Here is a 14868-nt window from a genome sequence, read left to right on the forward strand (position 1 = left end):
AATGAATTTATTGCGGAAAAAATCTATTACCAAGCTTATTTTCGAATCACAGCAAAAAAGTGGCCTCAAGAAAGCCTTAGGCGCACTGGATCTTACTGCTTTGGGTATTGGTGCTATTATTGGAACCGGAATTTTTGTCTTAACAGGTGTAGCAGCAGCTGAGTATGCCGGGCCAGCATTGGTTTTATCATTTGTTATTTCCGGAATTGCCTGTGCCTTCGCAGCTCTGGTCTACGCTGAATTCGCTTCAATGGTTCCTGTGGCCGGGAGCGCGTATACTTACAGTTATGCTGCTCTTGGTGAGTTTTTTGCTTGGATCATCGGATGGGATCTGATGCTGGAATATGCACTAGCTTGTAGTACTGTAGCCATTGGCTGGTCAGGGTATTTTGTTAAGCTGCTGCAAGGATTAGGCATTAATTTACCTGCCTGGGGCACTTTGTCAGCGGGTTCGGGAGGACTAGTCAACATCCCTGCATTATTAATCGCTCTTCTGATTACTTGGCTTTTATCCCAAGGAGTTAAAGAAAGCACCAGAGTTAACAATATTATCGTTGCTGTCAAATTATTTGCCGTCTTAGTCTTTATTGTAGTATCGATATTTTATGTTAAGCCTGCTAACTGGCAACCTTTCATGCCTTATGGTTGGAATGGAGTGTTCAGGGGGGCCGCTATTGTTTTCTTTGCCTATATTGGTTTTGATGCTGTTTCGACTGCAGCGGAAGAAGTTAAAAATCCTCAAAAGGATTTACCGCGTGGAATTATCGCTTCTTTAATTGTTTGTACTGTTTTGTATATCATTGTAACAGCTCTTTTGACCGGCGCTGTTTCTTACACGAAATTAAATGTTTCGGCCCCTATTGCCTTAGCATTGCAAGTAATGCATCAGAATTGGGCTGCCGGAATCATTTCCATAGGTGCCCTTGGAGGTATTACGACAGTACTGCTTGTTATGCTCTATGGGCAAACTCGGGTTTTCTATGCAATGTCTCGTGATGGCTTACTTCCGAAAATCTTTAGTGAGACCCATCCGATTCATAAAACTCCTAATAAAAGCACTTGGTTAACAGGTATTATTGTAGCAGTAGTAGCCGGATTAACTCCAATCGATGTCCTTGCGGAAATGGTCAATATCGGTACTATGTCAGCTTTTGTTTTTGTCTCCATCGCTGTTATTGTATTACGTAAATCTCAGCCTGATCTGCCGCGCGCTTTCCGCTGCCCGGGAGTACCTGTCGTCCCACTATTAGCTGCCGCATTCTCTTTATTTCTTATGTTTAAACTACCTGGAGCTACCTGGATTCGTTTCATAGTCTGGTTAGTCATTGGTTTGGCTATCTATTTCTTGTATGGGTATAAACATAGCAATTTAAATAGAGAAGCAAAGGTCGATGTCGACTAAGAGAATGATATGGCCAGATAAAAGTCTGTGAATTAATGGCTTTAAGGTACCCTGATTGGGTACCTTTTTTGCTAGAAGATTTGCAGATATTAATTCGTCTGAGCTATAGGCTAAAATTTGACAAGATATTCTGCTGTGTCCACTTTTTTGCAAAGACGTTGTAAAATAGTGTATAATGAACACTCTCGACAGAATTATATGTAAAATTTCACAAAGGTAGAATTTTTTAAAAATAAAATATATAATAATAATATAATGTATAGACAAATATTTCGATTTGGAGGTGACGTGCTTCCTGTTTTGAAAAGAGAAAAAGGAAACTCGTTGAAGAACGACTTGAAATGGAGGTAGATTAATCTTGATAATTATTGGTGAAAAAATTAACGGCGCTATTCCTTCCGTGGCTAAGGCGATTGCCGGCAAAGATACCGAATTTATTAAAAACCTTGCTAAAATTCAAAGTGAAGCCGGTGCCAATTTCATTGATGTTTGTGCATCTGTTGAAGACAGTCTTGAGCTTGAAACCATTAAATGGCTTATTGATTTGGTGCAAGAGGTTACAGATACTCCTATATCTATAGACAGTCCTAATGCGCGTATATGTGCAGAAGCTATCAAATTTTGTAATAAGCCAGGTCTCATAAATTCTGTATCCATGGAAGGTGACAAGATTGAACTTGTCTTCCCTCTCATTGCTGAGACAAAATGGGAATGCGCTGCCCTCTTGTGTGACGATACTGGGATACCTCAGACGGGCGAAAAGCGTCTGGAAGTGTTTGCAGAGATTATGAAGAAAGCAAAAGAGTATAATATTGCTCCTTCAAGACTGCACATAGATCCTTTAGTGCAAATGCTTTGCACTTCAGAAGATGGCATTCTTACGATCATGGATGTTATCAAAGAAATTAAGAAGCAGTATCCGGACATTCATGTAACGGGTGGTGCCAGCAACATTTCCTTCAATCTCCCTGTCCGAAAACTCGTTAATCAAGCCTTTATTGTCTTATCGATGGGTTCCGGCATGGACAGTGCGATCCTTGATCCGACGAACAAAGATCTAATGGGTATGCTCTATGCAACAGAAGCCCTTCTGGGCATGGACGAATATTGCATGGAATACATTGGTGCATATCGAGAAGGAAAATTTGGTGTTAAGAAGTAATAATCAGTGAACTCGGCACCACCACTTATAGAGGTGGTGGCCTTGAAATCTGAATAAAAAATAAGGGAGGAATTCGGAATGTCGAAGATCGAAGAAGTAAAAGCAAATGTCGAGAAAGGTAAAGCTAAAATTGTACCTGGTTTGATACAAGAAGCTTTAGATGAAGGAAACGCAGCGGAAATTATCCTGCAGGCCATGATTGACTCGATGGGAGTTGTCGGTGACCGCTTCTCTGCCGGAGATATTTTTGTTCCTGAAATGTTGATGGCTGCTAAAGCAATGTCCAAAGGGGTTGAAGTCCTTAAACCCCATCTTGTAAGCGATAACACCTCCTCGCTAGGTACCTGTGTTATTGGTACTGTTGAAGGTGATCTCCATGATATCGGTAAAAATCTTGTCAAAATGATGCTTGAAAGTGCCGGCTTTAAAATGGTTGACCTCGGCGTAGACGTTTCAGCAGCTAAATTTATCGATGCCGTCAAAGAAAATGAAAATGTTACCCTGGTGGCCTGCTCAGGGCTTCTTACAACAACTATGACTGCCATGAGAAGTACTATTCAAGCACTTAAAGACAGCGGTTTAAGCGGATTTAAGGTGATTGTCGGCGGTGCGCCTGTAACCGCTGAATATGCTGCTGAAATTGGCGCCGATGGTTTTGCACCTGATGCAGGAAGTGCAGCAGTAAAAGCTCAGGAATTGGTAAAAGGTTAAGGCAACCTAAAATAAAAGGGGGGTAACATATGTTAACGAAACGACAAAATTTACTGGAAACGATTAAAGGTGGAAATCCAGATCGATTTGTTAATCAATACGAGTTTATGGAGATAATCTTGGAAGTTCCCTCGAAACTTATGGCTGAACCAGGAACTGAGTTCAAGAATGATTGGGGTATTACGTTCAGATGGCCGGAAGGCCAGTTGGGACAGTTCCCTGTCCATGACGAGGAACATAAAGTATTAAAGGATATTACCGAGTGGAGGAACTATGTTAAAGCCCCTGTTATTAATAATTCGGATGAAGCATGGGCTGCAGCTGTTGCTCATGCTAATTCCGTTGACCGCAAGGATCAATTCGTAACCGCCTTTGTGGCACCGGGCGTCTTTGAAATGTGTCACCATCTTATGAGCATGGAAGATGCTTTAATGGCGTTGTATGAAGAACCGGAGGCGATGCATGAACTCATTGATTACCTGACGGAATATGAGTTGAACTATGCCAAAGTGCTGATTGATCGTCTCCATCCTGATGCTCTGTTCCATCATGATGACTGGGGCAGTCAAAAATCTTCCTTTATATCCCCTGCTATGTTTGAGGAGTTCTATCTGCCTGCTTACAAAAAAATATATGGATTCTATAAACAAAACGGAGTGGAGTTAATCGTTCACCATAGTGATTCCTATGCGGCTAATCTCGTTCCTTTTATGATTGAAATGGGAATTGATATTTGGCAAGGAGTTATGACAACTAACAATACGCCTGAGCTTATTAAGAACTATGGCAAGCAGATCACCTTCATGGGAGATATTGACAGCGGCGTTGTTGATTTCCCAGGATGGACACCTGAAATCGTTGCCAGAGAAGTCGAAAGAGCTTGTAAAAACTGCGGCAAGTTGTACTTCATTCCTAATTTGACTCAAGGCTTAAACTTCAGTTCTTTCCCAGGTGTCTATCAATGTGCCAGTGAAGCTATTGACAAAATAAGTAAAGAGATGTTCTGAAACGCTTAGCCTCAAAACAACCCAGGCTGAAAAGAACTTTTTTCAACCTGGGTTATACTGCTGAATTGAAGGGAGAGGCTGATTGTGAACCCTGACATGGAAAAGCTGACGTTACTGGCAAAATCCCTTGGAGCAGCACACGCGGCAACTATCGACGTTGCGGCTATTCAATTTAATGAAGACTTTAGAACTCAATGTGAGCAAAATGTCTGCGGAAGTTTTAATAAAAACTGGATGTGTCCTCCTGCCGTCGGATCGATTGCTGAACTAAAGGAGAAGGTTCTAACGTTTAGGCAAGGATTACTCTTCCAAACTGTATATCAGTTAGAGAGTTCCTTTGATTGGGAAGGTATGCAGGAAGGAACAGCAGAACACACTAGGATATTTCGAGAACTATGGGACAAGCTTAGGCGCACGTTTGCTTATAAGAAACTGCTCCCATTGAATGTTGGTCCCTGCACTTACTGCGGCAGATGTGCTTTTTTAGATAATCTAGAGTGCCGATTTCCTGAAGAAGCTGTCTGGTCTGTCGAAGCCAGTGGGATCGACGTTATTGCCTTAGAAAAGAGTTGTGGAATTCCTTACAATAATGGGGAGAATACTATTTCCTGTGTAAGCCTTATTTTAGTTGAACCAGAGTGATTAAAGAAATGGGGTAAAAGACATGAAAAGTGATATCGAAATAGCCCAAGCAGCGGAAATGAAACCAATCACAGAGATTGCCCAAAAACTTGATTTGACAGAGGATGATATTGAGGCTTACGGCAAGTATAAAGCTAAAGTTAGCCTTGATGTTTGGAATCGTCTTAAAGATAAGCCTGACGGCAAGCTCATTTTAGTAACGGCTATTAATCCTACCCCAGCCGGAGAAGGAAAGACGACAACAACCGTAGGATTAGGACAAGCCCTTTGGAAAATGGGCAAGAAAGCCATGATTGCTATTCGCGAGCCATCCCTCGGACCATGTTTTGGTATTAAAGGGGGGGCTGCCGGCGGCGGCTATGCTCAAGTTGTTCCTATGGAAGATATTAATCTTCATTTTACAGGTGATTTTCATGCCATTACCTCGGCTCACAGCCTCTTAGCTGCCATGTTGGATAATAGCATTCAGCAAGGCAACCCCTTAAATATTGATCCTCGTCAAATTGTCTTCCGACGTGTTGTCGATATGAATGACCGCGCTCTGCGCAAAATTGTGATAGGCTTGGGCGGCAGGACAGAAGGGGTTCCCCGCGAGAGTGGCTATGATATTACGGTTGCTTCTGAAGTCATGGCGGTTCTTTGTTTGGCCAGTGACCTTATGGATCTCAAAGAACGTTTTGGCAAGATTGTCGTGGCCTACACCTATGATGGCAAGCCGGTAACGGCTCACGATCTCGAAGCGGAAGGGGCCATGGCGCTCTTAATGAAAGATGCCATTAAGCCGAATCTTGTTCAAACGTTGGAAAACACACCGGTATTTATTCATGGCGGGCCCTTTGCCAACATTGCCCATGGCTGCAACAGTATTATGGCCACAAAACTGGGTCTCAAGTTAGTAGATTATCTCGTCACCGAGGCCGGTTTCGGTGCTGACCTTGGTGCTGAAAAGTTCTTTGATTTGAAGTGCCGGTTTGGCGGCTTGAAACCAGAGGCCGTTGTTATTGTGGCAACGGTTAGAGCTTTGAAGATGAATGGCGGTCTCGCCAAAGACCAATTGGACACTGAAGATTTGGGAGCCTTAGAACGAGGGATTGTCAACCTTGAGAAACATATCGAAAACATGGCTAAATTTGGTGTTCCTTCTGTAGTAGCAATTAATCGCTTCCCAACAGACACCGAGGCAGAGCTGAGTTTAGTCCGCAAGAGATGTCAGGAGCTGGGTGCGGAGGTGGCCCTTTCTGAAGTCTTTATGAGCGGCGGAGATGGCGGAGTTGAGCTGGCTGAAACAGTTCTTCGCGTGCTGGAAGAAAAAGAATCCAACTTTAAAGTCCTTTATGAATTAGATTTGCCTATTGAAGCCAAAATTGAGAAGATCGCCAAAGAAATTTACGGGGCTGATGGTGTTGTCTTTGATAAAGCAGCTCAAAACTCTATGAAGAAATATGTGGAAATGGGTTATGGAAATTTGCCCGTCTGTATGGCCAAAACACAATACTCCCTCTCGGATGATGCTTCACGTCTGGGACGTCCGACGGGATTCACGATTACTGTACGTGAATTAAGACTGTCTGCCGGAGCCGGATTCTTAGTGGCAATTACTGGAGCAATCATGACCATGCCAGGATTGCCCAAACGTCCGGCAGCGACGAGAATGGATATTGATGTTAACGGAACAATTACAGGATTGTTCTAAGCTCGAGTTTCCACTCTTAATTTACTAAAGCCCTTCGTTAGTACCTTTCCATTATTATTGGAAGGGTACTTTTTTCTTGAATCCATGTTAGGTTGCTTTTACCTGGAATGTAGTAATAACTAGTATTCTTATCCGAATTTCGATATACTGTATCATTAAAAGCACGAAGCAATTTAACGAAGAATAGGGGGGGAAGGATGACATTTCAACAGCTCAAATATGCCATTGAAATTGCAAACTGGGGCTCGATTAATGAAGCCGCCAAGCGATTGTTTATATCTCAGCCCAGTCTTTCCATGGCCATCAAAGAATTGGAAGAAGAGCTTAAGATCACTATTTTCGAGCGGACTAACAAGGGAATTAATGTATCAGTCGAGGGAACGGAATTTTTGGGTTACGCCCGGCAGGTTATAGAACAAATAGAACTGTTGGAAAATCGATACTTGGATGCTAAGCCATCTCCTCAACATTTTTCGGTTTCAACTCAGCACTATGCTTTTTCTGTCAATGCCTTTGTCAATCTGATCCAAAAATACGCTTTAGAAGACTATGAGTTTACCTTAAGGGAAACAAAAACTTATGAAATTCTGGACGATGTTAAAAATCTCCGCAGTGAGATCGGTATCCTCTATCTTAACGACTTTAATAACAAGGTCATTAATAAGCTCTTGAAAGAAAGCAATCTGGAATTTACTGTTTTATTCCAAGCACAGCCTCATGTTTTTATCAGTGCTAAAAATCCCCTGGCCAAGCAAGCAAACGTTAGCTTAGACGATCTGGATCCTTACCCATGTTTATCTTTTGAACAAGGGCAATATAATTCCTTTCATTTTTTTGAGGAAATTCTCAGTACGTTAACCCATAAAAAGAATATTCGCGTGAGTGACAGGGCGACACTTTTTAATCTCTTGATTGGTTTAAACGGCTATACCATTTCCACCGGCGTTTTAAGTGCAGACCTTAACGGCAATAACATTATCGCCGTGCCCTTGAATATTGACGAGACGATAACAGTAGGCTGGATTTCGCATAAGAATGTAACACTTAGCAAGCTGGCAACAGCTTATGTGCAGGAACTGGAGAAGGTAATTCAAGATTATCGCTAATTCTAATAATGGAAACCCTTTGTGACAAGTTTGAGTAAGAAATGGCTTGTTATAGTTTTAGACTATAACAAGCCATAGTTTTTTAGAGTTACTTTATATCCATTGTTCGATGGTATAGTAAATCTAATCGAGAAACCTTTCTTGCAAGATTGGGTGTATTTAACCAAATGTAAGAGTCCCACTTCTAGTAAGTGGGAGCGGAATTCCCATACCTTACTTCGGTAGAGGTAAGTCCATTCTTTAGCGCGACATCATTTATCATGGGCTAGGCGCTTTCGGCGAAAGTGGCCGCAGGACACTTTTGTCACTGAAGTCATAACGGTAAGCTAAAGCTAAAGCTGAAGAGTTCACTTCATAGTTATAAAATTCCGGTGCAGATTTAATGATCGGGGGAGGTCTACTGATGAAATACAATATTGAGACTTATTTAAAGGATAGAATTCTTGTTTTAGATGGAGCCATGGGAACCTGCATCCAGGGATACAATTTACAGGAACCGGAATTTAGAGGAACGTGTCCTTGTCAGAGAAACCAAAAGGGGAATAATGACCTACTAAATCTTACTCATCCTGAGATCATTCAAGCAATTCATAGAAGCTATCTGGAAGCCGGCGCCGATATAATCGAGACAAATACCTTTAATGCCACGAGAATATCTCAGATGGACTATGGGATGGAGGAAAAGATCTATGAACTCAATGTTCAGGGGGCAAAGCTGGCAAGAGCCCAGGCCGATCTGTTTACAGAGATTGATCCAAGCAAACCGCGTTTTGTTGCCGGCTCAGTGGGACCGACCAATAGAACAGCCTCTCTTTCCCCGGATGTTGAAAACCCAGGGTTCAGAAATATAAGCTTTGACGAACTTGAATTCGCTTACCGAGAACAGATCGCAGGTCTTGCCGACGGTGGAGTGGATATTATTATAATCGAAACGATTTTTGATGCATTAAATGCTAAAGCCGCAGTGGTTGCAGTTCGAAATCTTTGTGAGGAAAAAGGTATCATTTTGCCCGTATTTATCTCGGGAACAATTGCTGATAAAAGTGGCCGAATCTTATCCGGACAAACCCTGGAGGCCTTCGCTCACACTCTAAGGGGAGAGGGGATCCTTGGTATAGGGTTAAACTGTTCTTTTGGTGCCAGGGATCTTATTCCTTTCTTAAAATACCTGTCAAAATCGCAAGATCGATATATAAGTTTTCACCCTAATGCCGGTTTGCCTAACTCACTGGGGGAGTATGAGGAACGTCCGGAAGAAACAGCGGCTCTAGTCAGAGAATTGGCGGAAGAAGGACATTTGAATATTGTCGGAGCTTGCTGCGGTTCCACTCCTGCCCATATTAAAGCGATTAGTGAAGCTGTAAAAGGAATCCAACCAAGAAGAATTCCTCTGCTCGAAAAAGAGACGATATTTTGCGGATTGGAAGCTATAGCCATTAAGAAAGAAAATAATTTTGTCAATATTGGGGAAAGAACGAATGTATCCGGATCAGCGAAATTTGCCCGCTTAATCAGAGAGAAAAACTATGAGGAAGCGTTAGCAATCGCTAAGGAACAGGTACAGAATGGGGCTCAAATCATTGATATAAACTTTGATGACGGACTTCTTGATGCTCAACATGAAATGGATCGTTTTCTCAAGCTTCTTGCCGCTGAACCGGAGATTTCCAGAGTTCCGGTGATGGTTGATTCCTCGAGATTTGAAGTCATCGAAGCAGGGTTAAAGGCTATTCAGGGAAAAGCCGTCGTTAATTCCATCAGCCTGAAAGGCGGAGAAGAGGAGTTTATCCGGCAAGCGGCCTTAATTAAAAAGCATGGCGCAGGCCTAGTTGTAATGGCTTTTGACGAGCAGGGGCAGGCTGATACTTTTGAACGGAAAATAGCCGTTTGTCAAAGAGCCTATAATTTATTGGTGAATAAGGTGAAGTTCCCCCCAGAAGATATCATTTTTGATCCGAATATTTTAGCCATAGCCACAGGCATTGAAGAACATAATAATTATGCGCTCGATTTTATTAATACCGTAAAATGGATTAAAGATAATCTTCCCTCTGCCAAAGTGAGCGGAGGGGTAAGTAATTTATCCTTCTCTTTTCGAGGAAATAATACCATCAGAGAAGCTATGCATTCTGTGTTTTTATATCATGCTATTGCTGCCGGTCTGGATATGGCGATTGTTAATCCTGGTCTGATTCAAATTTACGATGAAATCGATCAGGAGCTTCTCCAAGCAGTCGAAGATGTCGTCTTAAACAAGACGCCTGATGCCGCGGAAAAACTCTTGTCTTTTGCGGAAAGCTATAAGACGACGGGCAGAAACCAAACCGAGAATAATCTTGCCTGGAGAGAGCAAGACTGCGAACACCGGCTCATTCATGCTTTAGTCAAGGGTATCTCCGAATTTATTGAAGAAGATGTTGAGGAAGTCAGAAAGCAATATGCCCGAGCTGAAGAGGTGATCGAAGGACCGTTGATGGAAGGCATGAAGATGGTCGGAAACTTATTTGGAGACGGTAAAATGTTCCTCCCCCAGGTCGTGAAGAGTGCGCGAGTTATGAAAAAGGCAGTCAGCTGTTTATTACCCTATATAGAAGCTGAGAAGAAGACAGGCGCAAAAAACTGCGCTGGAAAAATCGTGATGGCTACGGTCAAGGGTGATGTTCATGACATCGGTAAAAATATCGTTGCAGTGATCCTGGCTTGCAACAATTTTGAAGTCATTGATTTAGGGGTTATGGCTTCCACTGAACTAATTCTCCAGACGGCTCAAAAAGAAAATGCAGATATTATCGCCCTGAGCGGACTGATCACCCCTTCCTTGGAAGAGATGTGTCATGTGGCGGAGGAAATGGAACGGCAAGAGTTTAAGATTCCTTTGATGATTGGAGGTGCCACAACGTCTAAAACTCACACAGCCTTGAAAATTGCCCCCAACTATTCAAGAGGTGTCGTTTATAGCGTTGATGCCTCGAAATCCGTAGAAATTGCCAAAAGGCTTGTTGATAGAAATACGGTCAAGGGCTATTTAAAGGAGATAGACAATGAATACCAAACGTTAAGAGAAAACTATGAGAACGCCAAAAGAAAGCTGCTGCCTCTCGCTGAAGCCAGGGAAAAGAAATTTAAAATAAATTGGAATGAAGAATCCATCAGGGTACCAAACCTTATTGGCACCAAATTGTTAAAAAATTATCCTTTGAGTGAATTAAGAGCCTATATCGATTGGTCTTATTTCTTTGTAGCCTGGGATATGGGAATGGCCTATCCTAAAATTATGGAAGATCCTAAATACGGTGATGAAGCCCGAAAGCTTTTGGCCGATGCTAACAAAATGTTAGATCTACTAGAGAAAAAAGAAATACTGACAGCCAATGCTGTTTGCGGTATTTTTCCTGCCAACTCTCAAGACGATGATATTGAATTGTATCATCAAGGAAGGGTTACAACCTTCAATATGTTAAGGCAGCAAACCGTTGCCAACGATAAGGTCTATCGTTGCTTAGCCGATTATATAGCCCCCAAAGAGTCCGGCAAGACTGACTATTTAGGCGGTTTTATAGTCACAGCGGGTATAGGAGTCAAAGAGTATGCCGAGAAACTTAAAGAACAAGGCAATGACTATGAAGCAATTATGGTGAAGCTTCTTGCGGATAGGCTGGCCGAGGCCTTCGCTGAGTTGTTACACTATCATGTCAGAAAGGATTATTGGGGATACGCTCCAGATGAAACGTCAGAACCTGAAACTTTATTCAAAGGATCTTATCATGGAATCAGGCCTGCTTTTGGCTATCCTTGTCTTAGAGATCATAGTGAAAAAGCCAAGCTGTTTTATCTATTAGAGGGAGAAAAAAATACGGGTGTCAGCTTAACAGACCATTATATGATGGACCCTGTGGCTAGTGTTTGCGGCTTGTACTTCAGTTCATGCCAGGCCAACTATTTTGATATTCATAGAATTGATAAGGATCAAATGCACGATTACGCCAGACGTACCCAAAAGGATCTTAAAGAGCTTAAGAAAATGTTAGGTACCATTATTTAAGAAAGGTATAGATTTCTTTGCTATAACAGCCTTTTACTAAAGTAGAGTCCTCCTTCGCCGCAAGGTATTCCAGTTGGGAAAGGCGGCTCGGCAATAATGTCCACTGGACATTATTGTATCTGAAGCCCCGATGTTCTGCTTTAGCTGAACGTGTTCACTGAACAGGCGGATTTTTTCCTAAAATAGGACAAAAATATTGTAGATAATTGTAGAAATGAATATAATAGACATATATTTTTAGAGCTTGGACTTATTATTGAGCCGTCCAACAAATTCTAGAAGGAGATAATGTAATGAAAGACTACAAGGTTATATTTCATATCGACGAAATGACGAAATGGAAACTGTTATTAACGAATGTAAGCAATTTATTAAAAGCATCGGGTGAGGATAATTATTCTGTTGAGGTCTTGGCAAATGCCGAGGCGGTAAAGTATTATGATAAAAATCAGCATGCTTTAGATTTTGATAATGATGTTAAGATCATGGAAAGCTTGAATCAACAGGGCGTCAAGTTTGTAGCCTGCCACAATGCCTTAGTGGCCAATAATCTAAAAAAGGATAATCTTTATGATTACGTTGAAACCGTTCCAGCCGGAGTAATAGAACTTGTTGTAAAACAAAATGAAGGATATTGTTATATAAAGCCTTGATTAATTATTGCAAATTAATGCTAGATAAAGCAGCGTTATTGCTATTTTTTTACAAAAAAATAATAATCGCCCACTGTGCTAACACCAAGAAGTAATCACAGTGGGCGATTTTTTTATGCGTTAAAATTCATAGTAAACTCGTTCAGCTAAAGCTGAACACCGTGGTTTCGGTGACGAAAGTGTAGAAGCAGAAGCAGAAGCAGGAGCAGGAGCAGGAGTTTTATGATAGTGGATAAAACCATTATGATTCTTAGTTGCTTAGATAATTATTGAGCACAATTTTTTCTTCGCCAGGAATATGCATTTTGGCAAAACGTTCGTAATGCCCCAGCGGCACCGTAGCATCAATCCCCATTTTGTCACTTATGGAATTTCTTGCAGAAGGATCCAGAAGATTGCCGGGCAGATCACGGGCGATAATAACGTCACGAGCCGCTTGGGTTCTAGTGGCAATAGCCCATTCGACGTCTAAATTATTAAAGATATTGATATCCTGATCGACGATTACAATATGTTTGATATCCTGGCTGCCGTTAATAGCAGCTAAAATAGCATTTTTAGGTTCTTCGTCTGATTTCTTAGCGATGGATACAATAGCATGGAAACGACAAGTACCTCCTGGAGTGAAACGAACATGCCTGACGCAAGTGACAGTCTTGCTCATTGTTTCAAATAAACCGCCCTCGCGGGGAATCCCTCCGATTAAAAAATGTTCGTTACTGGCGGGGACAATGGTATGGTAGATCGGATTATTGCGCGTAGTCATGGCTGTAAGTTCAATCATGGGTTTAGGATATGAGGGAGTATAGGTTTTGGGGAATTCGCCAAAGGGTCCTTCCATATGACGAACATGGGGCAGCATTCGGCCTTCAAGGACAATCTCGGCCTGAGCGGGAACTTCGAGATTCACGGTCTCGCAGCGTACCATGGGAAAAGGTTGGCCGTAAAGTGCAGCAGCAACAGCAAATTCATCATAACCGAGTGGCACTTGCGCTTGGGATGCAAGCAGAGGAATAGGATCTACACCGATAACAATGGCAATATCCAGCGGGGCGTTCATAGCTTCAGCTTTTTGATAAATCTGCCTCAGATGTCTAGGAAGCATGAGGATTCCTAGGTGTTTGGGAGAAAACATCTGTAAACGGTGAATAGAAACATTGCGTATGCCGGTTTCCGGATCTTTGGCTATCAACAAGCCTGCGGTAATGAACGCTCCCCCGTCTTTTTCGTGGTGGATGACGATTGGTAAGCTCCTTAAATCAGGCTGCATTATTTTGCTTTTAACAGGTGCTTGACCCGGGGGGATTAATTGACACTGACCCGGATGGCCTTGTGCCCAGGCAAAATGTTCAGCCAGCTTTTCTTTGCGCACGCCGAGCGCCAGCGCAATAAGATCTCGGCTATGAGCAATATTTGTAACGACGGGGATATTTGAGCCGCGCACATGATTGAACTGAAGGCAATATAAACCATCCGCCTTTTTAGAGACAGCCGCTAATTCGTAACGGCGGTCGACCTCTCGATTGACATATTTGAGTTTACCTTCCTGACGCAATTGATGCAGCCAGCTTCGTAATGAGTTAACCACCATAACATACTCACCTTTCTTTTGAGCAATGGGAGGTAGTCGAGGAGAATTTCTATATTTTAATTTCTAATTGATTATATGAAGATATTTTGAGTTCATCACAGATTCTGAAATTATAAAGCCATATCTATATTAAGGCATATGTCGTTATCTCATCTTACTTTGTTAGGAAAAGTCTTTGATCCATTTTTTAAGCCCCCCACTTCTAGTTCACTGAATCAAAAACTATATAATAATTAATTTTAAATTGCTGTCAAAATATTATTGACTTATATTTATAATAATTATAAAATAAAAACAAAACTATTCTGTTGTTTCTTACATATCCTACATCACATAATTTATTAGGAAGAGAAAGGGTGGATCATGATGTCTTGGAGTATTGTTAACTTTACAGGTGAAGAAATTATTAAGCTGGCGCTTGAGATGGAAAAATCGGGAAAGGAATTTTATGAAAAAGCTCTCTCCTATGCCCAAGATCTTCAACTCAAGGAGGTCTTAGCTTATCTTGCGAAGGAAGAAGAAAAACATTTAAAGGACTTTGAGAAATTAGGCGAAAGGCTTTCAAAAGAATTTATGCCCAATGAAAGTTATGCCGGGGAATATGGAGACTATTTAACGTCAATTGTAAATAACCATATTTTCAACTTGAATAATGTTGAAGATCTGGTTAAAGGAATAAAAACCGATCTGGACATTTTGCGCTTTGCTTTGAGCTTCGAAAAGGACTCTATCATGATCTTTCAAGAGTTCGAAAACTTTGTTAATAATACAGGCAAAGATATAGTAAAAGACTTGCTGAATGAAGAAAAAGGACACATCAAAAAAATAAATGCCTTGTTTTTAATCAAATAGAGAGGGC

General features: G+C 41.6%; 11 protein-coding genes. 10 read left to right on the plus strand and 1 reads right to left on the minus strand.

The window, feature by feature from the left end:
• The first annotated feature begins 1 nt into the window (after nt 1).
• From B5771_RS20290 to B5771_RS20330, 9 genes are all read left to right on the plus strand, one after another.
• On the plus strand, nt 2-1402 hold the full coding sequence (locus tag B5771_RS20290; protein WP_088189148.1) for an amino acid permease: 1401 nt from the start codon (nt 2-4) through the stop codon (nt 1400-1402).
• A gap of 358 nt (nt 1403-1760) precedes the next feature.
• Nucleotides 1761-2564 carry a methyltetrahydrofolate cobalamin methyltransferase gene (locus tag B5771_RS20295; RefSeq protein WP_088189149.1) on the plus strand — a complete coding sequence of 268 codons (804 nt, stop codon included), beginning with the start codon at nt 1761-1763 and terminating at the stop codon, nt 2562-2564.
• A gap of 78 nt (nt 2565-2642) precedes the next feature.
• Nucleotides 2643-3275, plus strand: a complete 633-nt coding sequence (locus tag B5771_RS20300) for a corrinoid protein (RefSeq protein ID WP_088189150.1) — start codon at nt 2643-2645, stop codon at nt 3273-3275.
• 29 nt (nt 3276-3304) lie between these two features.
• The gene (locus B5771_RS20305) at nt 3305-4282 is read left to right on the plus strand and encodes a uroporphyrinogen decarboxylase family protein (protein WP_088189151.1); all 978 of its coding nucleotides are present in this window, start codon (nt 3305-3307) and stop codon (nt 4280-4282) included.
• 84 nt (nt 4283-4366) lie between these two features.
• Nucleotides 4367-4924 carry a DUF2284 domain-containing protein gene (locus B5771_RS20310; protein ID WP_172408328.1) on the plus strand — a complete coding sequence of 186 codons (558 nt, stop codon included), beginning with the start codon at nt 4367-4369 and terminating at the stop codon, nt 4922-4924.
• 22 nt (nt 4925-4946) lie between these two features.
• A complete protein-coding gene (locus B5771_RS20315; protein ID WP_088189152.1) occupies nt 4947-6617 on the plus strand; it encodes a formate--tetrahydrofolate ligase in 1671 nt (556 codons plus the stop codon).
• Nucleotides 6618-6814: 197 nt separating this feature from the next.
• Nucleotides 6815-7723, plus strand: coding sequence for a LysR family transcriptional regulator (locus B5771_RS20320; protein WP_088189153.1), 909 nt, complete (start codon nt 6815-6817; stop codon nt 7721-7723).
• A 403-nt stretch (nt 7724-8126) separates the two neighbouring features.
• Nucleotides 8127-11765, plus strand: coding sequence for a methionine synthase (gene metH, locus B5771_RS20325; protein WP_088189154.1), 3639 nt, complete (start codon nt 8127-8129; stop codon nt 11763-11765).
• Nucleotides 11766-12058: 293 nt separating this feature from the next.
• Complete coding sequence (locus B5771_RS20330; RefSeq protein ID WP_088189155.1) at nt 12059-12418, plus strand: DsrE family protein; 360 nt, start codon at nt 12059-12061, stop codon at nt 12416-12418.
• Between the two features lie 250 nt (nt 12419-12668).
• On the opposite strand, the gene B5771_RS20335 is transcribed toward B5771_RS20330, so the two are convergent.
• Nucleotides 12669-14009 (minus strand): UbiD family decarboxylase, encoded by a 1341-nt coding sequence (locus B5771_RS20335; protein WP_088189156.1) that lies wholly within the window; start codon nt 14007-14009, stop codon nt 12669-12671.
• Nucleotides 14010-14375: 366 nt separating this feature from the next.
• Here B5771_RS20335 and B5771_RS20340 point away from each other — a divergent pair, with 366 nt between their 5' ends.
• Nucleotides 14376-14861: a ferritin family protein gene (locus B5771_RS20340; protein ID WP_088189157.1), complete on the plus strand. Its 486-nt coding sequence runs from the start codon at nt 14376-14378 to the stop codon at nt 14859-14861.
• Nucleotides 14862-14868 lie beyond the last annotated feature (7 nt).

This window comes from Desulfosporosinus sp. FKA, from assembly GCF_002196785.1.
GTDB classification, from domain to species: domain Bacteria; phylum Bacillota; class Desulfitobacteriia; order Desulfitobacteriales; family Desulfitobacteriaceae; genus Desulfosporosinus; species Desulfosporosinus acididurans.

Coding starts and splice junctions, on each gene's coding strand:
- B5771_RS20290 (WP_088189148.1), top strand. CDS start 2: ATGAATTTATTGCGGAAAAAATCTATTACCAAGCTTATTTTCGAATCA.
- B5771_RS20300 (WP_088189150.1), top strand. CDS start 2,643: ATGTCGAAGATCGAAGAAGTAAAAGCAAATGTCGAGAAAGGTAAAGCT.
- B5771_RS20305 (WP_088189151.1), top strand. CDS start 3,305: ATGTTAACGAAACGACAAAATTTACTGGAAACGATTAAAGGTGGAAAT.
- B5771_RS20315 (WP_088189152.1), top strand. CDS start 4,947: ATGAAAAGTGATATCGAAATAGCCCAAGCAGCGGAAATGAAACCAATC.
- B5771_RS20320 (WP_088189153.1), top strand. CDS start 6,815: ATGACATTTCAACAGCTCAAATATGCCATTGAAATTGCAAACTGGGGC.
- metH (WP_088189154.1), top strand. CDS start 8,127: ATGAAATACAATATTGAGACTTATTTAAAGGATAGAATTCTTGTTTTA.
- B5771_RS20330 (WP_088189155.1), top strand. CDS start 12,059: ATGAAAGACTACAAGGTTATATTTCATATCGACGAAATGACGAAATGG.
- B5771_RS20335 (WP_088189156.1), bottom strand. CDS start 14,009: ATGGTGGTTAACTCATTACGAAGCTGGCTGCATCAATTGCGTCAGGAA.
- B5771_RS20340 (WP_088189157.1), top strand. CDS start 14,376: ATGTCTTGGAGTATTGTTAACTTTACAGGTGAAGAAATTATTAAGCTG.